20 protein-coding genes are annotated in these 22,807 nt (G+C 75.0%); 12 read left to right on the plus strand and 8 right to left on the minus strand.

Going from position 1 to position 22,807, the window contains the following annotated elements; all coding sequences use genetic code 11:
- Window positions 1–12: 12 nt before the first annotated feature.
- The 3 genes from SM793_RS19550 to SM793_RS19560 all read right to left on the minus strand — a co-directional run bounded on the left by SM793_RS19550 (window position 13) and on the right by SM793_RS19560 (window position 3,570).
- Window positions 13–1,677: an alpha/beta hydrolase gene (locus SM793_RS19550; RefSeq protein ID WP_320439500.1), complete on the minus strand. Its 1,665-nt coding sequence runs from the start codon at window positions 1,675–1,677 to the stop codon at window positions 13–15.
- A gap of 61 nt (window positions 1,678–1,738) precedes the next feature.
- Window positions 1,739–2,503 (minus strand): HNH endonuclease family protein, encoded by a 765-nt coding sequence (locus tag SM793_RS19555; RefSeq protein WP_320439501.1) that lies wholly within the window; start codon window positions 2,501–2,503, stop codon window positions 1,739–1,741.
- A gap of 152 nt (window positions 2,504–2,655) precedes the next feature.
- A complete protein-coding gene (locus SM793_RS19560) occupies window positions 2,656–3,570 on the minus strand; it encodes an NAD-dependent epimerase/dehydratase family protein (RefSeq protein WP_320439502.1) in 915 nt (304 codons plus the stop codon).
- Between the two features lie 122 nt (window positions 3,571–3,692).
- On the opposite strand from SM793_RS19560, the gene SM793_RS19565 reads away from it, so the two are divergent.
- Window positions 3,693–4,763 (plus strand): GlxA family transcriptional regulator, encoded by a 1,071-nt coding sequence (locus SM793_RS19565; protein WP_320439503.1) that lies wholly within the window; start codon window positions 3,693–3,695, stop codon window positions 4,761–4,763.
- A 7-nt stretch (window positions 4,764–4,770) separates the two neighbouring features.
- Here the strand turns inward: SM793_RS19565 and moaA are convergent, their stop codons facing one another.
- Entirely contained in the window at window positions 4,771–5,793 is a 1,023-nt protein-coding gene (gene moaA / locus SM793_RS19570; RefSeq protein ID WP_413815995.1) for a GTP 3',8-cyclase MoaA, read from the minus strand.
- A 274-nt stretch (window positions 5,794–6,067) separates the two neighbouring features.
- Here moaA and SM793_RS19575 point away from each other — a divergent pair, with 274 nt between their 5' ends.
- The 4 genes from SM793_RS19575 (at window position 6,068) to SM793_RS19590 (ending at window position 10,372) form a co-directional block, all read left to right on the plus strand.
- Window positions 6,068–6,667, plus strand: coding sequence for an NTP transferase domain-containing protein (locus SM793_RS19575; RefSeq protein ID WP_320439504.1), 600 nt, complete (start codon window positions 6,068–6,070; stop codon window positions 6,665–6,667).
- Between the two features lie 215 nt (window positions 6,668–6,882).
- On the plus strand, window positions 6,883–7,755 hold the full coding sequence (locus tag SM793_RS19580) for a hypothetical protein (protein ID WP_320439505.1): 873 nt from the start codon (window positions 6,883–6,885) through the stop codon (window positions 7,753–7,755).
- Window positions 7,756–7,953: 198 nt separating this feature from the next.
- On the plus strand, window positions 7,954–8,796 hold the full coding sequence (locus tag SM793_RS19585) for a hypothetical protein (RefSeq protein ID WP_413815994.1): 843 nt from the start codon (window positions 7,954–7,956) through the stop codon (window positions 8,794–8,796).
- A 508-nt stretch (window positions 8,797–9,304) separates the two neighbouring features.
- A complete protein-coding gene (locus tag SM793_RS19590) occupies window positions 9,305–10,372 on the plus strand; it encodes a DUF2637 domain-containing protein (protein ID WP_320439506.1) in 1,068 nt (355 codons plus the stop codon).
- A gap of 117 nt (window positions 10,373–10,489) precedes the next feature.
- Here SM793_RS19590 and SM793_RS19595 read toward each other — a convergent pair whose 3' ends face one another.
- Together SM793_RS19595 and SM793_RS19600 are read right to left on the minus strand one after the other, a co-directional pair.
- Entirely contained in the window at window positions 10,490–12,739 is a 2,250-nt protein-coding gene (locus SM793_RS19595; RefSeq protein WP_320439507.1) for a SpoIIE family protein phosphatase, read from the minus strand.
- A gap of 282 nt (window positions 12,740–13,021) precedes the next feature.
- A complete protein-coding gene (locus tag SM793_RS19600; protein ID WP_320439508.1) occupies window positions 13,022–13,567 on the minus strand; it encodes an ATP-binding protein in 546 nt (181 codons plus the stop codon).
- A 490-nt stretch (window positions 13,568–14,057) separates the two neighbouring features.
- Between SM793_RS19600 and ureA the strand changes: the two genes are divergently transcribed.
- From ureA to SM793_RS19615, 3 genes are read left to right on the plus strand one after another with little or no spacing between them, the layout of a single operon-like run.
- The gene (gene ureA, locus SM793_RS19605) at window positions 14,058–14,768 is read left to right on the plus strand and encodes an urease subunit gamma (protein ID WP_045939407.1); all 711 of its coding nucleotides are present in this window, start codon (window positions 14,058–14,060) and stop codon (window positions 14,766–14,768) included.
- Complete coding sequence (locus SM793_RS19610) at window positions 14,765–16,468, plus strand: urease subunit alpha (protein ID WP_320439509.1); 1,704 nt, start codon at window positions 14,765–14,767, stop codon at window positions 16,466–16,468. Before ureA ends, SM793_RS19610 begins: the two co-directional genes overlap by 4 nt.
- Window positions 16,469–16,517: 49 nt before the next feature.
- Window positions 16,518–17,561: an agmatine deiminase family protein gene (locus SM793_RS19615; RefSeq protein WP_320439510.1), complete on the plus strand. Its 1,044-nt coding sequence runs from the start codon at window positions 16,518–16,520 to the stop codon at window positions 17,559–17,561.
- Between the two features lie 21 nt (window positions 17,562–17,582).
- On the opposite strand, the gene SM793_RS19620 is transcribed toward SM793_RS19615, so the two are convergent.
- Window positions 17,583–17,807, minus strand: a complete 225-nt coding sequence (locus SM793_RS19620; protein ID WP_320439511.1) for a hypothetical protein — start codon at window positions 17,805–17,807, stop codon at window positions 17,583–17,585.
- A gap of 144 nt (window positions 17,808–17,951) precedes the next feature.
- Between SM793_RS19620 and SM793_RS19625 the strand changes: the two genes are divergently transcribed.
- Window positions 17,952–18,560 (plus strand): TetR/AcrR family transcriptional regulator, encoded by a 609-nt coding sequence (locus SM793_RS19625; protein ID WP_320439512.1) that lies wholly within the window; start codon window positions 17,952–17,954, stop codon window positions 18,558–18,560.
- 34 nt (window positions 18,561–18,594) lie between these two features.
- Here SM793_RS19625 and SM793_RS19630 read toward each other — a convergent pair whose 3' ends face one another.
- The gene (locus SM793_RS19630; RefSeq protein WP_320439513.1) at window positions 18,595–20,253 is read right to left on the minus strand and encodes a protein phosphatase 2C domain-containing protein; all 1,659 of its coding nucleotides are present in this window, start codon (window positions 20,251–20,253) and stop codon (window positions 18,595–18,597) included.
- Between the two features lie 304 nt (window positions 20,254–20,557).
- On the opposite strand from SM793_RS19630, the gene SM793_RS19635 reads away from it, so the two are divergent.
- From SM793_RS19635 to SM793_RS19645, 3 genes are all read left to right on the plus strand, one after another.
- Complete coding sequence (locus tag SM793_RS19635) at window positions 20,558–21,106, plus strand: hypothetical protein (RefSeq protein WP_320439514.1); 549 nt, start codon at window positions 20,558–20,560, stop codon at window positions 21,104–21,106.
- 133 nt (window positions 21,107–21,239) lie between these two features.
- Entirely contained in the window at window positions 21,240–21,920 is a 681-nt protein-coding gene (locus SM793_RS19640) for a DUF3105 domain-containing protein (RefSeq protein ID WP_320439515.1), read from the plus strand.
- Entirely contained in the window at window positions 21,917–22,684 is a 768-nt protein-coding gene (locus SM793_RS19645; protein ID WP_320439516.1) for a DUF305 domain-containing protein, read from the plus strand. The genes SM793_RS19640 and SM793_RS19645 overlap by 4 nt, the downstream gene beginning before the upstream one ends.
- Window positions 22,685–22,807: the final 123 nt, after the last annotated feature.

The following is a 22,807-nucleotide window of genomic DNA, read 5'->3' on the forward strand; positions in this document are numbered from 1 at the left end:
CGCCGCCCCGGCTCAGCGTGCGGGATCGGTCGCGCAGCGCGTCCCGGCGGCCGGCACGGTGCCGTCGACGAGGTAGGAGTGCACGGCCTCCCGGATGCACGCGCTGCGGCCGTACGCGGTGTGGCCCTCGCCCTCGCGGGTGAGCAGCACGCCCCGGGCGAGCGATCCGGCCAGTCGCTCGGACCAGGCGTACGGGGTGGCGGCGTCGCCGGTGGAGCCTACGACCACGATCGGCGCACTGCCCTCGGCCTTGATCGGGTGCGGCTTCTCGGCCGACCGGAACGGCCAGCTCCGGCAGTCCGGGTCGAACAGCGCCGCCGCCGGGTTGTGGGCGGTCACCAGCGGTGCCTTGGCGGCGAGTTCGGCGAGCTGCGCCTGGAGCTCGGCCTCGGTCGGGGCCATCACGGTGTCCGCGCAGTGCACGGCGGTGTAGGCGTCGGCCGAGACCTTGTACCCGCCCTTCGTGTCGCGGCCGACCGCACCGTCGGCGAGGGCCATCAGATAGTCGCCCTTGCCCTGGTTCATGGCCATCGTGAGGACGGTCCGCAGGTCGGCGTAGCCCTGCTCGTCGTTGAGGCTGTCGATCACGCCGTTCCAGGCGGCGGTGGCGGTCACCTTGCGGCCGTCGGTGGTGGTGAGCGGCTTGTCCTTGAGGCCGTCGAGGAAGTCGGCGAGCTTCTTGGGTGCCGCGTCCGGGTCCTTGCCCAGCGGGCAGGGCGTCTTGGTGACGCACCCGGCCGCGAACAGCCTGAACGACCGCTCGAAGCCGGTGAACTGCTCGATGTTGTGCTGGACCAGGCTGGTCGACCTGTCGCTGGCCCCGTCCAGGACCAGGCGGCCGGCGCGGTCCGGGAACTCCTCGGCGTAGACGCTGCCGAGGTAGGTCCCGTAGGACAGGCGCAGGTAGTTGAGCCCGGGGTCGCCGAGCGCGCCCCGCAGCACGTCCATGTCGCGGGCGGTGTTCCGGGTGCCGACGAAGGGCAGCAGCTTGGCGTACTTGGCCTGGCAGGCGTCGGCGAGGAGCTTGCCGTGGTCCGGGCCGGGGGTGTCGGTGGCGAGCCAGGCGTCACGGGCCTTGTCGTCCAGGCACTTGACCGGAACGGTGCCGCCGACACCGCGCGGGTCGAAGCCGACGATGTCGAAGTGGTCGTGCAGCGGGCCGTCGTAGTCCTTCTGACCGCGCTGGACCATGCCGACGCCGGTACCGCCGGGGCCGCCGGGGTTGACCAGCAGCGAGCCGGTCCGCTGCTCGGGCCGGGCCGCCGGAATCCGGGCGACCGCGACGTCCAGGGTCTCCCCGGAGGACGGGTCGGCGTAGTCCAGCGGGACCTTGAGGGTCGCGCACTGGACCGCCGACTCGTCGGTCTTCGCGGTCGCCGGGTCGTCCTTGCAGGCCGCCCAGGCGAGCTTCTGGCCGTAGAAGGGCTGGAGCGCCGGGTCAGCCTGGCCGGTCGGCTTCACGGTCGGGGTCGGCGTCGGCGTAGGGGTCGGTGTCGGGGCGGAGGCGGGTGCGGCCGGGTCGGCGGAAGCCGCGGCCGAAGCCGAAGCCGGGGCGGCCGTCGGGGCGGTGGAGGCCGCGCCGGTGGAGCCGCCGGTGCCGGCGCAGGCCGCCAGCAGGGCGGCCGCGGCGACGGCGGGAAGGGCGCGTCGCGAGAGTCGGGTGATCGTCGAATGCACTGCACACGACTATCACCCGACCATCACACCGCCGACGGCGCCCCCACCGCTCGACGGGCTGTCAGCCGCCGCACTGCTGCAGCATCGCCTTCTTGTCGGCCTCCGCGACCGGCAGTCGGTACTTCAGCGACACCTGCGCGAAGCGGACCGCGTACGCGCACCGTATCCGCGGATCGGCGGGCAGCCAGGCGGACGGTCCTGAGTCGCCCTTGGAGGCGTTCTGCGAGCCGTCGGCGGGGATGAGGTTCAGCGGGTCGTTGGCGATCCGGACGCGCTTGGCCTTGTCCCAGCCACTCGCGCCCATCTGCCAGTCGTAGGACAGCGGCATCACATGGTCTATCTGGATCTTCGACGCCTGCTGCTTGCTCCAGCGCACCGTCCTGCCGGTGTACGGGTCGAGGATGGTCATCGCGGTGACCACGCACTTCGAGCCGTCCTTGTGCTCGACCGCCGAACCGTCGCGGGCCAGCAGGTCGTTGCGGGTGTCGCAGTTGTTGCGGCCGCCGGGCACACCGTCCACGCTGTCGGTCCAGGCGGGGCCGAACTCGTTGCGGTCGTAGCCGTCCTTGGGGCCGGTCGCGGCGGTGGCGACCTGGGCGATCAGCTCCCGGCCCGCCTTCTGCTCCTCGGGAGAAGTCAGCGGCGCCAGACCGGGCTTGGTGCCGTCCGGGTTGTCCAGCGGACTGGTGCCCGGACCGGCGGCGCCGGCACCGGCGGGCGCGGCGTCCTCGCCGCGCGTCCCGGTGGCGCCGGAGCAGCCGCCCAGCACCAGGGTGGATATCAGGAACACGGCGGCGGCCGACAGGGTGGCACGACGGGCGGGCACGGTGGACTCCCCGGATGGTGGGCGGCTGACGGCGCACCAGCAGACCAGCCCGCCCGCACCCGGTCAAGCCACCACAACACCGAGCATTTCGATCATGTCGAAACTCACACCGGGCGCCGCCCCGCCCCCGCCACGACCCCGCCACGACCGCACTACGACCGCGCGCCGCGGACGATCTCCTCGAGCACCTCCTCGAACGGCGTCGCCGCCACCCCGAGCACCTCCTCCGTACGCGTCGAGTCCAGCCGCAGCAGCCGGTCGAACAGATAGGCCATCTCCTCGACCTCGGCGAGGACTTCGTCGCCCGACCGGGCCAGTTCGGCCGGCGCGACGGCGGTGAGCGCGGGCTCCGGCGCCCCGGCCGCCGCCGCCAGCCGCCGGGCCACCTCCCGCGCGGACGCCTCACTGGTACTGGGCACGTGCCACGCCCGACCCCAGGAAGCCTCGCTGCGGGCGGCGGCGACCAGGGTGGCGGCCACATCGCCGAGACGGCTCCAGCTGTGCGGCGCGTCCAGGTCGCCGGGGTAGCCGACCGGCTCGCCGGCCAGCACGGCGGGTACCACCGTGAACCCGAACAGCGAGGTGGCGCCCCGGCCGAGGAAGTCGCTGGCCCTGACCTCCGTCACGCGTGCCCGGCCCGCCCGGTGCGCGGCCAGCGCCTCCGCCCACAGGGCCGCCCGCAGCGTGCCCTTGCGGCTGGTCGGGGCGGCGGGCAGGTCCTCGGTGAGCGGGCCGTCGACCGGCCCGTAGCCGTACACGTTGCCGAGCATGACGTAACCCGCGCCGGTCCGTTCGGCGGCCGTCAGCAGCCCGGCGGCCAGCGGCGGGAACTCGGTGAGCCAGCGGTGGTAGGGCGGGGCGGCGCAGTTGACCAGCGACAGCGCGCCCTCGGCGAGCGCGGTGAGGGCGTCGGCGTCACCCGCGTCGGCGGCGATCCGCTCGATGCCCGGGTGCTCGGGGCCGGTGCCGCGCCGGGTGACCAGCCGGACCCGTTCGCCGGAGCCGGCGAGGAGCAGGGCGGTCGCGGTGCCGGTCGGGCCGGCGCCGGTGACGACGTGGAAGGACATGGGGGCTCCTGGGCGAGGCGTCGGGGTGGGCGGCACCGGAGTGTCGGCGCCGTGATCAACTCTCCTTCGGGGCCCTGCCGCGCGGCAGGGCCCGGGCTGCCAAGGTTCCGGAGGTTCTGGCCATGCCCCGCACCACCCGCCCGGCCCCGACCGGTCCGACTGCCGCCTCCCGGACCGCAGCCGCCCGGCCGGCCGCGCCCCGGCCCGTCGGCGTCCACCGGATCGCGGTGGTCGCGGTGCCCCCGGTGACCGGCTTCGACCTCACCATTCCCGACCTCGTCTTCGGCTCCGCCGAACTGGACGGCGACCCGGCGTACCAGGTGCGGATCTGCACCGCCGAACCGGGCCCGGTGGCCACCACCGGCAGCCTCCAGATGGTCGTCCCGCACGGCCTGGAGGCGATCGCCGAGGCCGACACCGTCCTCGTCACCGGATCCGCCTCCCGCGCCGACGCCGACGAACGGATCCTCGCCGCCCTGCGCGCGGCGGCGGACCGGGGCGCGCGGATGGCCTCGCTCTGCACCGGCGCCTTCGTGCTGGCCCAGGCCGGGCTGCTGGACGGCCACTGCGCCACCACCTACTGGGTGCAGGCCGGCGCCCTGGAGCACCGGTTCCCCAAGGTGCGGGTACTCCCGCAGGCGCTGTTCGTCGACGACGGCCCGGTACTCACCTCGGCCGGGCTGACCGCCGGCATCGACCTCTGCCTGCACATGGTGCGGACCGACCACGGCGCCGCGGTGGCCAACGCGGTGGCCCGGCTGGCGGCACTCTCGGAAGTCCGCGAGGGCGGCCGGGCGCAGGTCCTGCCGACACCGGTCGCCGCCGCGGACGGCAGTTCGCTCGCCGCCACCCGGGCCTGGGCGCTGGCCCGGCTGACCGAACCGCTCACCCTGGCCGGCCTGGCCGCGCACGCGGGGGTGAGCGTCCGCACCCTCAACCGCCGCTTCCGGGCCGAGACGGGCACCACGCCGCTCCACTGGCTGCTCACCCAACGACTTGAACAGGCCCGCGAGTTGCTGGAGTCCACCGAGCTCGCGGTGGACCGGGTCGCCGCCAGGACCGGCTTCGTCACCGCCGACTCGCTGCGCCGCCACCTCCTGCAGCGGATCGGCATGACCCCGCGCGCCTACCGCGCGCACTTCGCCCGACCGGCCCCGCCACGCCCCGACCCGGCAGCCAGCAAGCATTCCTGACGATCGGTCAGCCGCCGATGGCCGACATCGGACGGGCGGGCCGGACGAAGTCCGCGGCACCGATGGCGTGGCCGGGGCCCTTGCGGGCGATGGTGGCCCGCCAGGCGGCCTCCACCCGGTCGTCGTCGGCGCCGCCGCGCAGCAGCGCCCGCAGGTCGGACTCCTCGGTGGCGAACAGGCAGTTGCGCAGCTGGCCGTCGGCGGTGAGCCGCACCCGGTCGCACCCGCCGCAGAACGGGCGGGTGACGGAGGCGATCACGCCCACCACCGCGTCCGTCCCGGCGATCCGCCACTCCTCGGCCGGGGCGTTGCCGGAGCGGCCGACCGGGTGGAGGTCGAAGCGCTCGCCGAGGCGCGCCAGGATCTCGTCCGCGGTGACCATCCGCTCGCGGTCCCAGGCGCCCTGCGCGTCCAGCGGCATCGACTCGATGAAGCGCATCCGGTAGCCGTGCCGGACGGCGAACCCGAGCAGCTCGGCCAGTTCGTCGTCGTTGACCCCGCGCACCGGCACCGCGTTCACCTTCACCGGCGCGAGCCCGGCCGCGTGGGCGGCGGCCAGCCCGGCCAGCACGTCGGCGAGCCGGTCCCGGCGGGTGAGTTCGGCGTAGCGCCCGGGGCGCAGGGTGTCCAGGCTGACGTTGACCCGGTGCAGCCCGGCCGCGCGCAGCGCCTCGGCGGTCCTGGCCAGGCCGATGCCGTTGGTGGTCAGCGACACCTCCGCCCCGAGCGCGGCGATCCGCCCGACCAGGGCGGGCAGTCCGCGCCGCAGCAGCGGCTCGCCCCCGGTGAGGCGCACGGCCGTGATGCCGAGCCGGCGGACGGCGATCCGCACCAGGCGGACCACCTCGTCGTCGCTCAGCACCTCCGCCCGGGGCAGCCAGTCCAGCCCCTCGGCGGGCATGCAGTAGGTGCAGCGCAGATTGCACCGGTCGGTCAGCGACACCCGCAGATCGGTGTGCACCCGCCCGTACCGGTCCACCAGCGGGTGCACCGCCCCGGCGCGGTCCGGTGCGGCGCGGTCCGTGACGATGCGATCCGTGACGGCGCGGTCCGGCGCGACGGCGGCCGCCCCCGGGTCCGCCCCCGGCCCGGTGGTGCTCGACGCCCTGTTCCCCAACGCCCTGTCCCCCGACGCACTGTTCCTCGACGCGCTGCTCATCCGCCCAGTACAGGGTCCCCGCGGCGGGAGCACCAGCGGCCGAACCGCCGGGGCGCGCCCACCCGCCGCCGCCCCCGCTCGTGCGATCGTCCAACACCCGGCGGCGGGACTTCGCACCGGCCGCCGGGCCGGGCAGGCTGGGCCCATGGAACAGAGGGACGCGGTCACCGCGCTGGTGCTGGCCGCCGGGGGCGGGCGGCGGCTGGGCGGACGGCCGAAGGCACTGCTGCCGTACCGGGGGCGGCCGCTGGTGGAGCACGCCGCGGCGGCGGCCAGGGCGGGCGGCTGCCGGGAGGTGACGGTGGTGCTGGGCGCGGACCGGGAGCGGGTGCGTTCCACGGCCCATCTGCCGGGCTGCCGGCTGGTGGCCAATCCGGACTGGGCGAGCGGCATGGGCTCCTCGCTGCGGGCCGGTCTGGCCGCGCTGGCCCCGGGCTGCCCGGCGGTGCTGGTGATGCTGGTGGACACGCCGGGGGTGGGCCCGGCCGCGGTAGCCCGGCTGCTGGCCGCGCACCGGGCCGGGGCCGCTCTGGCCGCGGCGACGTACGGGGGCCGGCGCGGGCACCCGGTGCTGATCGGGGCCGGGTACCTGGCAGAGGCGGCGGCGGGCGCGCGGGGGGACGCGGGGGCCCGGGCCCTGCTGGCGGCGCACGCCGACGAGCTGGTCCCGGTCGAGTGCGCCGACGTCGCCTCCCCGGACGACCTGGACACGCCCGCCGACCTCGCCCGCTGGGGCGCGGGGTGACACCCGCCGGCCCGCACCGACGACCCCGGCCGACGGCCCCCGCCGGGGCGGGGCTCCCGCCCCAGGGGGACCGCCCTCCTCCTCACCGGCGAGGATTCGGACGCGCACCCCTGATTCGTCCCTGAGGATTGCCGCATTCCGCGCCGCACCTGCCGGGTTTCGGGGAGCATGGGACTCGTCACTCCGCCCCCGATTCGAACGGACGGTACCCCGCGATGGCCGGACTGCCCGACGACTTCACCGGACACGACCCGGCCGGGCGCGGCCCGGGGGCGGCGGGTGGCGCCCGGGCGATCCGCTGCCCCGCCTGCCGGCGGGAGCACCTCTACGAACCGCCGTCGCTGCCGTGCCCTTGCGGCGCCTCGCTCAAGGTGCCGCTGCTGCGCGGCGGGGTGCCGGTGCAGGTGCGGTTCCGGTCGTGGGAGGACTCCTGGCTGAGCATGCGCTGTCCGCACTGCGGCCGTTCCGACCAGTGGCCGCAACCCGAGTTCACCTGCAACTGCGGGGCCACCGTGCGGCTCCCGGTGGACCGGACGACCCGGCTGGGCGGCGGGGCGGCGGCCGGCCCGCTGGGTGCCGCCGCCGGGCCGCGGGCCTCCCACCCGCACCCGGCCCGCCCCGCGCACTCCCTGGACGCTCCGCCCGCCGCGGCGCCGCCGTCCACCGGGTCCGGCGGCCAGGCCGCGCAGTGGCGGCGCCGCGCGCCGTTCCGCCCGCACCCGGTGCGGACCTCGCAGGACGCGGTGTTCACCGCCGCCCGCTACCTGGAGTGGCTGGGCTTCGAGGACCTGGAGCTGACGGAGGCCCAGGAGCGCGACGGGGTGACCTTGTTGGGCAGCCGGATGGTCGCCCAGGTGGACACCTGGACCGAGCCTGCGGACGTGAAGTCGGTCGAGTGCCTGTGGCTGCAGACCCTGCACGCGGAGGAGATGGCCGCCGCGATGTTCACTCTTGCGGGCTATTCGCACCAGGCCACGGTGCGGGGGGAACAGCTGCTGGTGGCCCTGTTCAGCCTGGATCTGGCGGGTGTGCCGCAGCCCGCGAACGGCGCCGCCGAGGCCCTGATGGAGACCGGCTGGACGTCCTGAGGCCCCGCTCGGGCCCCGACCGGCCGGCCGCTGATCATTTAGACGAAAACCGGGCCGCGCGCAACAACCTCCGCTCGTGATCTGGTGCACAAGCTCGCCCCCGTGTTGAATTGCCGCCACAACGTGGGCCTGTGGCGTGTCTTGCCACGGACGGGGAGGGCCCGCGTCCTGCTGGATGGCGCACACAAGGAGGTGGCGTTGTCGGAGCACGGATGGGGCCCGAACGGTCAGGACGCACCGGGGCGGACGGCGCCTTCGGAGCCGGGGGACACCGTGTGGCGGCTGCGGTCCCGGGCGTGCTGGCGGGAGGCCGCCGACCTGCTGCGGCCGGCCGCCGAACGCGACCCGGCGGTGGCTCTGATCAGGGCCGAACTCCTGATCGAGCAGTGCTTGTTCACCGCCACCCACTGGAACCAGGCGGAGCAGGCCCTGCGGCTGGCCGAGGCCACCTCGGCCACCACCGAGCAGCGCGCGGCGGCGGCCTGCGCCCGGGGCTTCCTGGCGTACGTGGCCAGTGTGCTGGGCGCCCGCGACCGTCTCGACGAGGCGCAGGCCGCACTCGGCCGCACCTCGGCACTGCTGCCGCCGGACGCACCGGGCCGGCCGCTGCTGGACTTCCGCCGGGGGCTGGTGGCGGAGAACCTGCTCCGCGACCCGACCGCGGCCTGGATCGCCTACCGCCGGGCCCACGAGGGCGCGGGCGAGCTCGGCGACGACCTGCTGCGCTCCTCGACCTGGCGGCACCTGGCCGCGCTGGCACTGGCCGCCGGGGACCACGAGCGGGCCCGGGAGGGCTTCGACGCCTCGTTGCGGCTGCGCGAGCAAATGGGCTTCACGGTCGGGGTGGCCCCGGCGCTGGCGGCGCTGGCCGAGGTGTCCGAGCCGGAGGAGGCCGCCCGGCTGCGGGCGGAGGCGACCACCCTGGTGCAGGCGCTCGGAGGCGTGCCGGTCTGGCTCGCACGCCAGCTGAGCGCGGCGCGCGCGCCGGGCACTCCTCCGGACGGACGCATCGGGAGGCAGGCCGGGGGCCCGATCAGCTAAGGTGACCCTAACCTGGCCGGGGCGAGCAGTGCCCCGGCCGGGTTCGCCCTGCCGTGCCCGGGCTCCGCCGAGCCCCGGCCGGCCGGGTCCGGACATACGGCGCGACGGCCGCGAGCCGCCAGCCCGGCGCCGGAGTGCGCGCCCTTCACGCCGGGCGCCGGCTTCACCGCCCCCGCGTCCGCACCACCGAACGCTCCGACCGGCGCCGGGCCGGCTGCCGCCTCGTTTACACCGCCCGGTCCGAGGCGATGTGCGCCGGCCGCCCCCGCGTCACGCGAGGTTGACGGTGGTGAACGGCGGTGCGCGGCCCGGCCGGGCCGCGACCCCCGGAAATACGGGAATTCCCCATCGATATCAATATGACAATGCGACTTATCCCTCGCCAGAAATCCCTCTCCTCAGCGCATTGACAGCGAATCAGCCATTCTCCGGCCGAGCATCCGTCATGATGGTCCCCGCCATCACGACGCAGGAATTGCGACGCAGGAAAGCGAGGCTGGTCCAGGCGATGAAATTGTCCGACATACCGCTCGGTTGGGCCGTCACCGGCGTTGTCGCGCTGCTGGTCAGCGCGCTCCTGGTGGCCCTGGCCCGGAGCCGGGGATCCGCCGGCGGCACCGCCGCGGATTCCTGGGAGCGATCCGAGGAACGGCGCCGCCGCAAGGAGTCCCTGTACGGCGGGGCCTCGTACACCCTGCTGTTCTGCTGCGCGGCCGTCGCCGCCGCACTCTCCTTCCACGGGCTGGTCGGCTTCGGGGTGCAGAACCTCAACCTGTCCGGCGGCTGGGAGTACCTGGTGCCGTTCGGCCTGGACGGGGCGGCCATGTTCTGCTCCGTGCTCGCCGTGCGCGAGGCCAGCCACGGCGACGCCGCGCTCGGCTCCCGACTGCTGGTCTGGCTGTTCGCCGGCGCCTCGGCCTGGTTCAACTGGGTGCACGCCCCGCGCGGTCTCGGCCACGCCGGCGCGCCGCAGTTCTTCGCGGGGATGTCGCTCTCGGCCGCCGTGCTGTTCGACCGGGCCCTCAAGCAGACCCGCCGGGCCGCACTGCGCGAACAGGGCCTGGTCCCCCGGCCGCTGCCGCAGATCCGGATCGTCCGCTGGCTGCGCGCCCCGCGCGAGACCTACGCGGCCTGGTCGCTGATGCTGCTGGAGGGCGTGCGGAGCCTGGAGGAGGCGGTCGACGAGGTCCGCGAGGACAAGCGCGAGAACGCCAGGGAGAAGGAGCGCCGCAAGCTCGCCGGGCGCCGCGAGCGGGCCGAGATCAGGGCCATCAACCGCACCCACAGCGTCTGGCGCCCGCGCGGCGGCGGCTCCGGGTCGTCCTCCCGGCAGTTGGAGCCCGGCCCGGAGTCCGCCATAGCGGGCGGCCCCGGCGGCCCCGGCAGCCCCGACCGGCCCGTGGTCGAGCCGCCGGGACGGGCCGAGGCCGTGGAGGGAGCGATCGCGCAGGCGGGCCTGCCGGCCCGTCCCGAGCTGCGCACCATCGACCTCACGCTCGACGACGACACCGTGGCACTGCCCCGGCTGGACTCGCTGGAGCGCAAGTTGAAGGACCTCGAGCAGCAGTTCGGCTGAGGCAGGAAGCGAGGCCGAGGCTGACACCGAGCCGCCGCAGGGCCCCCGGGCATCACTCCCGGGGGCCGTGCCACACCCCGCCGCGCCACACCCCGCCGCGCCACACCCCTGGCGGCGTCACTCCGCCGGCGTCACCGTCAGCTCGAACCACATCCGCTTGCCCGACCCCCTGGGCTCCACGCCCCACCCGTCGGCCAGCGCCTCGACCAGCATCAGCCCGCGCCCGGAGGAAGCCTGCTCCCCCGGCGTGCGGCGGGTCGGCCAGAGGTCCGACTCGTCCTCCACCTCGACCCGCAGCCGGGCCCGGCCGCCGTCCGCGTCCGGCTCCCGGTAGAGCCGGGCGGTGAACATCGCGTCCCGGTCGGTGTGCCGGATCGCGTTGGTGACCAGCTCGGAGGAGAGCAGCTCGGCGGTGTCGATCAGCTCGGCGACGCCCCAGCGGCGCAGCGCGTCCCGCAGCTCCGCCCGGACCTCGGCGATCCGGGCCAGGTCGGCCTGCCCGATCCGGCGGCGCAACTGCTGGGCGGCCAGGCCGCCCTCGGGGCCGTCCCAGCGCAGCACCAGCAGCGCTATGTCGTCCTCGCGCTCGCTGGAGTCGGCGGCCTGCGAGGCGATCCGGTCGGCCAGCTCCTCCAGCGGGTCGCGGCCGATCCGGGTGGCGTCCGCGAGCGGCTCGGCGAACTCCGCCGTCAGCCGCGCGATGCCCTCGTCCAGGTCCATACCGCGCGACTCGACCAGGCCGTCGGTGCAGAGCAGCACCGTCTCGCCCGGGTCGAGGCTGAACCGGGTGACCCGGTACTCCTCGTCGGGGGCGATGCCGAGCGGGAGCCCGCCGGCCACCGGGACGGTGCTCGCGGTGCCGTCGGCGCGCCGCACCACCGGGTCGAGGTGGCCGGCCCGCACCGCGTACACGACGCCGTAGTCGACGTTGACCTCGGCGTAGGTGCAGGTGGCGAAGTGGTCGGTGTCCAGGTCGGCGAGGAAGCGGGAGGCCCGGGCCATCACGGCGGCGGGCGGGTGGCCCTCGGCGGCGTAGGCCCGCAGGGCGATCCGCAGCTGGCCCATGATCCCGGCGGCGTGCACGTCGTGGCCCTGGACGTCGCCGATCACCAGGCCGACGTGTCCGCCGGGCAGCGGCACCACGTCGTACCAGTCGCCGCCGATCTGGAGTCCGGAGCCGGCCGCGAGGTAGCGGACGGCGGTGGTGACCCCGGGCACGGAAGGCACCGTGCGCGGCAGCATGACCCGTTGCAGACCGGCCGCCAGCTCGTGCTCGGCGTCGTGCAGCCGGGCCCTGGCCAGGGACTGGGCGACCAGGCCGCCCAGGGTGGAGAGCAGGGTGCGCTCGTCGGCGTCCAGCTGGCGGTCGTCGTCGAAGCTGACCACGCAGACGCCGATCGCCCGGCCGCTGGCGACCAGCGGCAGGAACGCCCAGGAGCTGCGGCTGGTGCGGCGGGCCTGCTCCCAGACGTCCGGGTAGCGCTCGCGGTACTCCTCGCGGCTGGCGCAGAACACCGGGGCGCGGCCCCGCAGCGCCTCGGCCGCGGGGTGGCTCGGCGGCAGCACCGAGCGGTCGTAGCCGGCCAGTTCCTCGGGCCGGTAGCCGGAGGCGCCGATGATCTGCACCCGGCCGGCCTCGAAGGAGGCGAGGACGAGGCCGTCCGGCGGCAGGCCGGGCAGCGGCAGCTCGGTGAAGACCCGGGCCACGTCGCGCACGGTGACCGCCTCCGAGAGCGCCCGGGCGGCCTCCTTGATGAAGCGGGAGCGCTCCTCGCGCAGCAGGGCGAGCCGGTCGGCGCGGTCGCGTTTGTGCAGCTCGACGGTGGCGTCCCAGACGAAGCCGACCATCCGGGAGGCCCGGCCGAAGGCGTCGGCGAGGACCCGGCCGCGGAAGCGGACGGCATGCGTGGTGCCGTGCGGGCCGACCGTCCGGTAGTAGGCGCCGCACTGGCCGAGCTCGGCGACGGCGCGTTCGACCCGGCGGCGCACCACCGGGGCGTCCTCGGGGTGGAGCAGGGCCAGGAAGGAGGCCGAGGTGCGGTCGAAGCGCCCCTTCTCGGCGGAGTCCAGGCCGACGATGGTGCAGGCCCGCTGGTCACCCTCCAGGATGTCGCGGCGGATGTCCCAGTCGAAGGAGCCGATGCCGTTGGCCGCCATCGCCGGCTCCAGCCAGTCCGGCGTGGAGTCGCCCGGGGAGACCGGCACGCCGCCGGAGAGCATCGGCGCGAGCCGGCCGGCGGCGAGGCCGGGGGCGGTGCGCAGCGCGTTCCGCCGGGCCGCCTGTGCGGGGGGCCTGGCCCGGCCGGAGCCCGTCGTGGGCGGACCGGACGGGAGGGCCGGCCCCGATGACTCGGGCTCTGTGGGCATGCTGCTCCTACCGCTGCCGTGACGGACCGCGCCGACCGTCCGGACGGGCCGCGTGGCGGTGTGATGGGTGGTGCTCGACGGTCGCGCGCCGACGGGCGGTCATCGGTCGAGACGGTGGGAGTTTCCCGCCGCTTCTCGCTCGTGGGCACACATTCCCACCATCCTGGCCAATGTTCGGCCGAGCGGCAATGGCAACGGGCCGGAAATCTTGCCGCTCGCCTTCACTTACGGGCATCGTTCGGTCGCGAACAGTGCTCGTGCGACAAACGGTGGGCCGGGGAGTCAGAGTTCGGCGGTGGCCAGTTCGAACCAGGTGACCTTGCCGTCGCCGCGCAGTTGCACGCCCCAGGAATCGGCGAGCGCCTCGACCAGCATCAGCCCCCGGCCTGAGGTGGCGTACTCCCCGTCCGGCTCGCGGCGGCGGCCGGGGAGGGCTGCCTCGCCGTCCTGGACCTCGATCCGCAGCCGCTGGTCACCGGTGAGCACCGCGTCGAAGACCGCTCCCCGGCCGGTGTGCCGCAGCGCGTTGGTGACCAGCTCGGAGGTGAGCAGCTCGGCCGTGTCGGCCAGCTGCGGCACGCCCCAGTGGCCGAGCGCGGCGCGCAGCCGGTGGCGGACCGCGCCGACGGCGACCAGGTCGGCGGCCTCCAGTGCCAGGTGGAGCCGGCGGTTCAGCGCGCAGCCCGGTGCCGGTACGCCCGGCCGGGCGACGCCCGCCGCGCCCATGGTGCCCGCTGTGCCCGCCGCGGCGCCCTGGCCGGTTCCGGTGATCCGGAAGGCACCCCCCGAACTCGTCCGCTGCCGCGGGAATCGCGACTGACCGTCCATCACCCCTGCCCCCGCCCTCGCTCCGGGCCGCCGATCCGCGCCCCCGCCGGTCGGTCGACCCCTTTGGTACTGACCAATCATCGTCATGCCCACCTTTCGGCATTTGGAACAGTGCGGGGGCGATCACCTGGGGTGAAAGGGGCACGAGGCGGTTCGCGTGATCCAGCCGCTCCCGCCGGACGGGTTTGCGAGGCGTGCGGGCGCGTTCCAGAGCTTCGGGCGGATTCCGGGCCCCGTGCGGCTTCCGGACCACGGGCTGCTTTCGGACCCCGTGCGGCTTCCGGACCCCGGACCGTTTCCGGACCCCGGGCCGCTTCCGGACCCCGGCGCGAGCCCCCGCCGCGGGGGCGCCCGGACGAGTCCCGTGTGCCGAAAGACGCGCGAGCGGCAAGGCTGGACAGGGCGGACGGCTCCGGGTTCAATGGCCGGAGGTGTTTGAACGCCGTTCTAAAAGCCCTCACCCCCTCCCGTCGACCGCGAGCGAGGAACCGTGCGACTGACTCCCACCGAGCGGGACCGGCTGCTGATCTTCACGGCAGCCGAGCTGGCCCGCGCCCGCCGCGCCCGGGGCGTGCGGCTCAACATCCCCGAGGCCACCGCGCTCATCGCCGACGCCGTCTGCGAGGCCGCCCGCGACGGCCGGCGCCTCGCCGAGGCCGTCGAGGCCGGCCGCTCCGTGCTCACCGCCGCCGACGTGCTGCCCGGCGTGCCGGACGTGGTCACCGTGGTCCAGGTCGAGGCGGTCTTCGACGACGGCACCCGCCTGGCCGTGGTCGACGACCCGTTCCGCGGCGCCGGCTCGCTCGGCGAGGACGCCCCCGGCGGCGCCCTGCCCGGCGACGGCGCCGGCTACGACCCGGTCGAGGAGACCGTCGTCCTCCCCGTCCACAACACCTCCGGCGTCCCGATCTCCGTCACCTCGCACTTCCACTTCTTCGAGGCCAACCCCCGGCTGGCCTTCGACCGCGCCGCCGCCTACGGCACCCACCTCGCGGTCCCGGCCGGCTCCTCGGTGCGCTTCGACCCGGGCAGCACCGTCGAGGTCGGCCTCGTCCCGATCGGCGGCGCGCGGGTCGCGATCGGCTTCGCCGGCCTGGTCGACGGCCCGCTCGACGCCCCCGGTGCCAAGGAGTCCGCGCTCGCCAAGGCCCGCGCCACCGGCTACCTGACCGGCTTCGACGACGCGGAGGTGGAGTCATGACGTCCATCAGCCCGCACGACTACATCTCCGTGCACGGCCCGCGCGCCGGGGACCGGGTCCGGCTCGGCGACTCCGGGCTGGTGGTCCGGGTCGAGTCGGACTCCCAGCGGCCCGGCGACGAGTTCCTGGCCGGATTCGGCAAGACCGCCCGCGACGGCCTGCACCTCAAGCCCGCCGCCGTCCGCGACACCTGTGACGTGGTGATCAGCAACGTGCTGGTGATCGACGCCGTCCAGGGCGTCCGCAAGACCTCGATCGGCCTGGTCGGCGGCCGGATCGCCTCGATCGGCCGGGCCGGCAACCCCGACACCCTGGACGGCGTGGACGTCGTGGTCGGCACCGGCACCACGATCGTCTCCGGCGAGGGCCTGATCGCCACCGCCGGCGCCGTCGACACCCACGTCCACCTGCTCTCGCCGCGGATCATGGAGGCCTCGCTCGCCTCCGGCGTCACCACGATCATCGGCCAGGAGTTCGGCCCGGTCTGGGGCGTCGGCGTCAACTCGCCCTGGGCGCTGCGGCACGCCTTCAACGCCTTCGACGCCTGGCCGGTCAACATCGGCTTCCTCGGCCGCGGCTCCTCCTCCGACGAGGCCCCGCTGATCGAGGCCCTCGCCGAGGGCGGCGCCTGCGGCTTCAAGGTGCACGAGGACATGGGCGCGCACACCCGCGCCCTGGACACCGCGCTGCGGGTGGCCGAGGAGTACGACGTCCAGGTCGCCCTGCACACCGACGGCCTCAACGAGTGCCTGTCCGTCGAGGACACCCTCAGGGTGCTCGACGGCCGGACCGTCCACGCCTTCCACATCGAGGGCTGCGGCGGCGGCCATGTGCCCGATGTGCTGAAGCTGGCGGGCGTGCCCAACGTCATCGGCTCCTCCACCAACCCCACCCTGCCCTTCGGCCGGGACGCCCTGGGCGAGCACTTCGGCATGATCGTCTCCGCCCACGACCTCAAGACCGACCTGCCCGGCGACGCCGCGATGGCCCGCGACCGGATCCGCGCCGGCACCATGGGCGCCGAGGACGTGCTGCACGACCTGGGCGTCATCGGCATCACCTCCTCCGACGCCCAGGGCATGGGTCGGGCCGGCGAGACCGTGCGCCGCACCTTCGCCCTGGCCGGGAAGATGAAGGCCGAACTCGGCCCGATGGAGGGCGACGGGCCCGAGGACGACAACGAGCGGGTGCTGCGCTACATCGCCAAGCTGACCATCAACCCGGCCGTCGCCCACGGCCTCGCGCACGAGGTCGGCTCGATCGAGACCGGCAAACTCGCCGACATCGTGCTCTGGCGCCCCGACCACTTCGGCGCCAAGCCGCAGCTGGTCCTCAAGGCCGGCTTCCCCGCCTACGGCGTCACCGGCGACCCCAACGCCTCCACCGACCGCTGCGAACCCCTCGTCCTGGGACCGCAGTTCGGCGCCCACGGCGCCACCGCCGCCGACCTCTCGGTCGCCTTCGTGGCCCGGGCGGCCGCCGACGGCGGCCACCTCGACCGCGCCGCCGACGGCCTGCCCACCCGGCGCCGCCGCGTCGGCGTCCGCGGCACCCGCGGCATCGGCCCGCGCGACCTGGTGCGCAACGCCCGCACCGGGCGGGTCGAGGTCACCGGGACCGGCCTGGTCTCGCTCGACGGCGACCCGCTGCGCTCCGAACCGGCCGACAGCGTCTCGCTCAGCCGCCTCTACTTCCTCTGACCCGCACTTCCCACGCCATCACCCACCCGTTCCACCGAAGGACCTCGCGATGACCACCCCCGCCCCCGCCTCGCTCGGCTACCGGATGCCCGCCGAGTGGCACCCGCACGACCGGACCTGGATGGCCTTCCCCACCACCAACCCGACCTTCGACACCCCGGAGAACCTGCACACCGGCCGCGAGGCCTGGGCCTCGGTCGCCAACACGATCGTCCGCTACGAACCGGTCACCCTGGTGGTCAACACCGGTGAGACCGAGGAGGCCCGCAAGTACGTCTCCGAGCAGGTCGAGATCGTCGAGCGCCCGCTGGACGACGCCTGGATGCGCGACATCGGCCCGTCCTTCCTGATCGACGGCGAGGGCGGCCTGGCCGCCACCGACTGGATCTTCAACGGCTGGGGCGCCCAGGGCTGGGCCCGCTGGGACAAGGACCAGCACATCGCCGAGCACATCACCGAGCTGACCGGCGTCCGCCGCTTCGCCTCCCGGCTGATCAACGAGGGCGGCGGCATCCACGTCGACGGCGAGGGCACCGTGCTCGTCACCGACACCGTCCAGCTCGGTGAGGGCCGGAACTCCGACTGGACCCGGGAGGAGGTCGAGGCCGAGCTGCACGCCTTCCTCGGCACCACCAAGGCGATCTGGCTGCCGCGCGGACTCACCCGCGACTACGACGAGTTCGGCACCCGCGGCCACATCGACATCGTCGCCTCCTTCGTCCGGCCCGGCGTCGTCGTCGCCCACGTCCAGCCGGACCCGGCGCACCCCGACCACGCGGTGTGCCAGGAGCTGGTGGCGATCCTGCGGACCTCCACCGACGCCCAGGGGCGCCCGCTGGAGGTCGTCGAACTCCCCGCCCCGACCGTCCTGCTCGACGAGGACGGCGAGCCGGTCGACTACTCCTACATCAACCACTACGTCGCCAACGGCGCCGTGGTGCTGTGCGCCTTCGACGACCCGCGCGACCAGGAGGCCGCCGCGATCCTCGCCGAGGCGTACCCCGGCCGCACCGTCGAACTGGTCGACGCCCGCGAGATCTTCGCCAACGGCGGCGGCATCCACTGCATCACCCAGCAGCAGCCGAGGGCGTGATCCGCCCGGTCCGTCCGGGGCCTACCGGCGGTACCTCGCCAGGTCGTCGGTGGTGAGTCCGTGGGTGCTGTGCATCGCGATCGAGCTGTAGGAGGAGCGGGCGGCCCGTAGCCGGGCCAGCCGCTCCCGCTCGGCCAGCAGCCCGTCGAGGTTCTCGGTCGGGCCGCCGCGGCGCCGGTGCAGGAACACCGCCAGACCGGCCACCAGGGCGGCGAAGCCGGCGAACAGAAGGACCAGTGCGACCATCGGGCCACCTCCTCGGATCGGGGACGCCCCGATCGGTACGTACCCGCAGGAGTGGGAGGTCGAACCGGCCGACCTCCCACTCCGTGGCCCGCCGGGCACGGTCAGTATCGTGGACCCGTACCGAACCCCGGAGGAGCAGCACCGATGGCCGACGCCCGCCCGCGCCGACCGGCCCGCCCGCGCGAGGAGGTCTTCGCCACCGCGCGTACCGCGATCGCCGAGCACGGGCTGGCCGGGCTCACCATGGCCGGCCTCGGCAAGAAGCTCCAGATGAGTGCCGGCCACCTGCTCTACTACTTCGGCAGCAAGGACCAGCTGCTGTTGGAGACCCTCCGCTGGAGCGAGGAACAGCTCGGCGCCCGCCGCCATGACCTGCTCACCGACACCACCCTGGACGTTTGGCAGCGGCTCGCCGGTTACGCCGGGCTCTACCTGCCCGAGGGCCCCGGTGACCCGCGCTGGATCCTCTGGGTCGAGGTGTGGGGCCGCTCCCCCGCCAGCGAGGAGCTGCGGCAGGGGCAGCTGGAGATCGAGGCCCCCTGGCAGGCCGACCTGGTCGCCCTGATCGAGGACGGTACCGCCGTCGGCCGCTTCGGCCCCGGCGACGCCACCGAACGCGCCAGCCAGATCCGCGCCCTGCTCGACGGCCTCGCCGTCCCCCTCGCCCTCGGTCTCAGCGGCGCCCGCCGCACCCGTGCGCTCCATCTCGCCGAGTCCGCCTGCGGCACCCTGCTGGCCGCCGCACCCGCCTGAGCGGGCACGGGACCGCCCCCGCGACCGGGCCCGGCTACTCGGTCCAGATCGCGGCGGCGGTCCGGTCGTCGGTGTACCCCTTGGCGCGGACCTGGACCTGGCGGAGGAAGTCCACCGTGCCCGGCGGGTGCGGATGCGCCCAGTGCGAGGCCAGGAAGTGCGCGACGGCGGGCTCGTCCGCGACCGGGCGGGCCAGTCCCGGGGTGCAGAGCAGCAGAATGTCCCCCGGGGTCGCCGGGACCATCCGGAAGCGGAACGGGCGCGGCCCGGGCACCGGGGACTCGGGCAGCGGCGGCTGGCCGTCGGGGTGGTGCAGCAGCCGGGCCGCGTACGCGTCGATCCAGTGGCCGGAGCGCAGCAGGTACAGCCCGCCCGGGCCGACCCCGAACGCCGCCCGGTACCCGGCCTCCGGGTCCAGCGAGACCAGCAGGCAGTGCAGGGAGGCGGGGGACGGCTCTTCGTCCCCGTCCGCCTCCGCCGCCCCGTCCGCCGTCCGGTCCGACGCGACGACCGGGGCCAGTGCGCGGAGCGGGGCGACGGCGCCGAGCACGAGCCGCTGGAGGCCGTAGCGGAGGCGGTCGCGGGCGCCGTCGCGCAGGTCCGCGGCGAGGCCCTCGCGGCTGCGGCCGACCGCGCCCGCGAGCTGACGACAGGCCTCGGCGCTCGCGGTGGCGACCGGTCCGGCGGCCGGGCCGGAGTGGTCGAAGCCGCCGAGCACCGCGAGCAGCAGCCCGTCCGCGCCCTCGCCGAACCGGGTGACCAGCAGCGAGTCCCGCCGGGGCTCGCCCCGGTAGCGGGCGGAGTCGCCGCGCACGGAGACCGCCCGCAGGGTGGTGGCGGCGTACTGGGCGCCCTCCAGCACGGTGTCGGCGACGATGCCGCCCAGCGCGCCGGGGTCGGCCTCGGGGACGGCGGTGGGCTCGGGGCCGTACGTGGGCGGGCGTTCGCCGACGTGCGGGACGGCGGGCGCGGACCCGGCCCGTCCGGGGCGGGGGTCCGGCCGCGGGGCGGGCGGCGCGGCCACGGGTTCGGGTACGGGTACGGGTACGGGTACGGGAGCGGAGGCTTCCGGCTCGGGTTCGGGAGCGGATTCCGGTGCGGGGGCTTCGGAAGCAGGTTCGGGCTCGGGCTCAGCAGCCGCCTCGGCCTGCGACACAGCAGCGGACGCCGGAGCCGGAGCCGGGGCCGGGGCGGCCACGGGATCGGGCCCGGTCCGGGGCTCGGGCACCCGGGGAGCCGGTTCGGCAGCCGTGTCCGCCGCCTCCGGCGGCTCGGCCGGGGCGGCGGGCCCCGCCTCCGCCCAGGCGGGGGCGGGGAAGCGGCGGGTGTCGTCGGCGCCCGGAGCCTCGTCCGCCGGGCGCTGCGGAGCGATCACACCGACGGCGGTGTCGAACCAGTCGTCGATGCTGTCCCGCTCCAGCACCTCCCGGTCGCCCTGCACCGCCTCGGCCTCCTCCGCCTCCCCGGACTTCTCGGCCTCCCCGGATTCCCCGGACTCGCCGGCCTCGCCGTCCGTGGCCCGCTGCTGCCCGATGAGTCCGGCCGCCGTCGCGAACCAGTCGTCGACACTGCCCTCCCCCGGTCCGGCGTCCGGGGTGTCGGGGAGGGTGCCGGCCGGGCCCGCGTAGACCGTGTCCCACCAGCCGTCGTCCGGCCGGAGCCGCTGCTGCGCGGGTGCACCCTGTTCGGTCATCTGGCGGCTCCTGATCGCTGCTGCTCGTTGCTAGTTACTCCCACGCGCCGCCCCCGGGCGGGCCCGGCGGCCCCGGACGTCATTGTCCCCAAGTGCGACGACGCTGTCCGGGTTTCGGCGACAACCACGCACACATCGGCCGATACCGATCACCGGGTCCGGCGCCCGTTTCGCTTCCGTTCCTCCCACAGTCGACCGAACCGCCCGGACCAGGGTGTTTCCGGGGTATTCAGGCAACTCCGCGCCCGAAAATGAGAACCGGGGAGGGGGCTCGCTTCACTCGTTCGGCTGATTAAATGTGCGCATGACCGCGTCGGCCCCCAGCACACCCCGGCCGGGGAGGGCCGCTCCCGCGGTCCGCCCGGTGGGCGCGCTGTGGATCCTGCTGCTGGTCGGGCTGCTGACGGCGCTCCCGTGCGCGGCGCACGCCAGGGCGGCCACGGCCGAACGATCCGGCTTCCCGGTGACCGTCCCGGCCGACCCCCCGGTGGGCCCGCCGACCGGACTCCTCGCCGTTCCGCTGGCCGACGCACCCCCGCACCTCCCCGGCACCGCCGCCACCGGTCCGGCCACCACGCCGCGGACCCTCGACGACCGCCTCCGCGCGGAGAGCCACCGGCACTGGACCTGGTGCTCGGTCGACGGCAACCCGCCGCACCGCAACAACGGCTGCTCCAGCCACCCGTACTGCGCCCAGGACGCCCAGCTCCCCAACCCGCCGCCGCACCAGCAACCCGCCGCGGCACCCCGGCCGGAGACCGCCGAGGTACCGCCCCGGGTGGTGCCCGCCGGACTGCCGGTCGGGCCGCACCCCGCGCCCGACCTGCACGAACTCCAAGTAAACCGGTCCTGAGCGGAACCCGCCGCCGGCCCCGGCCCTCCCCCGCCGCCCAACGCGCGCGGGTGGGCGGGACCGACGGATCCGCCCCCTCCCGCCACCTCTTCAGTCCGCCGCGCCCGATGCGCGGTGGGGACAAGGACACCTCATGGGTTCCGCCTCCAAGCAGTCGAACAAGGCTCCGGGCAACAAGCCGGGCGCCAAGCAGGCGAGCAACGACCGCCGCGCCCGGATCGCCGAGCTGCGCGCCGTCGAGCAGCGCCGCGACCGCCGCAACAAGATCCTCGCGAGTTCGATCGCCGGTGTCCTGGTGATCGCCGCGATAGCCACCGGCACCTGGATCGTGGTCGACGCCAACAAGGACAAGAAGGACAAGGCCGCCGCTGCCGCCGCCCCGATCGACGGCGTCCAGACCTTCGGCGACCTGAGCCGCAACCACGTCAAGGAGAAGGTCACCTACCCGCAGACCCCGCCGGTCGGCGGTGACCACAACGCGGTCTGGCTGGACTGCATGGGCACCGTCTACGACCAGCCGGTCGAGAACGAGCGAGCCGTCCACTCGTTGGAGCACGGCGCGGTCTGGGTGACCTACAACAGCAAGGCCGCCCCCGAGGACATCAAGGCCCTCTCCGACAAGGTGAAGGCCACCCCGTACTCGCTGATGAGCCCGTACCCGGACGAGAAGGGCACCATCACCCTGAACGCCTGGTCGACCCAGCTCGTCGTGGACAGCGCCAGTGACCCCCGGGTGAGCCAGTTCTTCACCAAGTACGTCCAGGGCAAGCAGACCCAGGAGCCGGGCGCCTCCTGCTCGATGGGGCAGATGTGACCGCCGCCGAGACAGGCGGCCACGGGGCGGACGACCGCATGGCGGGCGAGCACGGGGCGGACGGCCACGAGGACGCCGGGCCGGAGGCCGCTCCGGCTGCCTCGCGGCGGCGGATCTGGTGGCCGGCCGCGCTGGCCGCCGCGCTCGCCCTCGCGCTCGGGGTGCCGGCGCTGGTGGCCGGCGGGACCTCGGCCTCCGGCACCTCCTCCTCGCTCAGCGTGCCGGCGGACGACTCCCCGGAGGCCGGGTTCGCCCGCGACATGGCGACCCACCACCAGCAGGCGGTGGACCTGTCGTTCATCGTCCGGGACCGGACCGCGGACGAGCCCACCCGCACGCTGGCCTTCGACATCATCAACACCCAGGCCAACCAGCGCGGCATGATGATGGGCTGGCTCGACCAGTGGGGGCTCACCCAGCACTCCCCGGCCAAGCCGATGGCCTGGATGGCGATGGGCGGCCACGGACACGGCGCCGACTACCAGGCGCACGACGGTTCACTGATGCCCGGCATGGCCACCACCGCCCAGCTCGCCAAGCTCCGTTCGCTGAGCGGACGGGAGGCCGAGGTGTTCTACCTGCAGCTGATGCTGGAGCACCACAAGGGCGGGGTGGAGATGGCCCAGGGCTATGTCGACCTGGCGCACAACGAGTCGGAGAAGCGGCTCGCGCAGTCGATGGTGATCGGCCAGACCTCGGAGATCGGACTGATCACCGACATGCTCAAGGATCGCGGCGCCGCCCCGGGCGTGCCCGCCTCCTGAGCCGCCCCGGCGGTACGGCGGCAGAGCACCGCGGCACCACCGCACGCACGACCCGCACGACCCGCACGACGGCACAGTACGGCCGGGGGGGGGGGGGGGGGGCCCCGCCCCCCCCCCCCCCCC

Source organism: Kitasatospora purpeofusca (assembly GCF_034043715.1).
GTDB lineage: Bacteria > Actinomycetota > Actinomycetes > Streptomycetales > Streptomycetaceae > Kitasatospora > Kitasatospora purpeofusca_A.

Bases quoted from the DNA above. Each gene is read 5' to 3' on its own strand.
- SM793_RS19560 (WP_320439502.1), bottom strand. From the start codon at position 3,570: ATGTCCTTCCACGTCGTCACCGGCGCCGGCCCGACCGGCACCGCGACC.
- SM793_RS19565 (WP_320439503.1), top strand. From the start codon at position 3,693: ATGCCCCGCACCACCCGCCCGGCCCCGACCGGTCCGACTGCCGCCTCC.
- SM793_RS19575 (WP_320439504.1), top strand. From the start codon at position 6,068: ATGGAACAGAGGGACGCGGTCACCGCGCTGGTGCTGGCCGCCGGGGGC.
- SM793_RS19580 (WP_320439505.1), top strand. From the start codon at position 6,883: ATGGCCGGACTGCCCGACGACTTCACCGGACACGACCCGGCCGGGCGC.
- SM793_RS19590 (WP_320439506.1), top strand. From the start codon at position 9,305: ATGAAATTGTCCGACATACCGCTCGGTTGGGCCGTCACCGGCGTTGTC.
- SM793_RS19595 (WP_320439507.1), bottom strand. From the start codon at position 12,739: ATGCCCACAGAGCCCGAGTCATCGGGGCCGGCCCTCCCGTCCGGTCCG.
- SM793_RS19600 (WP_320439508.1), bottom strand. From the start codon at position 13,567: ATGGACGGTCAGTCGCGATTCCCGCGGCAGCGGACGAGTTCGGGGGGT.
- SM793_RS19610 (WP_320439509.1), top strand. From the start codon at position 14,765: ATGACGTCCATCAGCCCGCACGACTACATCTCCGTGCACGGCCCGCGC.
- SM793_RS19615 (WP_320439510.1), top strand. From the start codon at position 16,518: ATGACCACCCCCGCCCCCGCCTCGCTCGGCTACCGGATGCCCGCCGAG.
- SM793_RS19620 (WP_320439511.1), bottom strand. From the start codon at position 17,807: ATGGTCGCACTGGTCCTTCTGTTCGCCGGCTTCGCCGCCCTGGTGGCC.
- SM793_RS19625 (WP_320439512.1), top strand. From the start codon at position 17,952: ATGGCCGACGCCCGCCCGCGCCGACCGGCCCGCCCGCGCGAGGAGGTC.
- SM793_RS19630 (WP_320439513.1), bottom strand. From the start codon at position 20,253: ATGACCGAACAGGGTGCACCCGCGCAGCAGCGGCTCCGGCCGGACGAC.
- SM793_RS19635 (WP_320439514.1), top strand. From the start codon at position 20,558: ATGACCGCGTCGGCCCCCAGCACACCCCGGCCGGGGAGGGCCGCTCCC.
- SM793_RS19640 (WP_320439515.1), top strand. From the start codon at position 21,240: ATGGGTTCCGCCTCCAAGCAGTCGAACAAGGCTCCGGGCAACAAGCCG.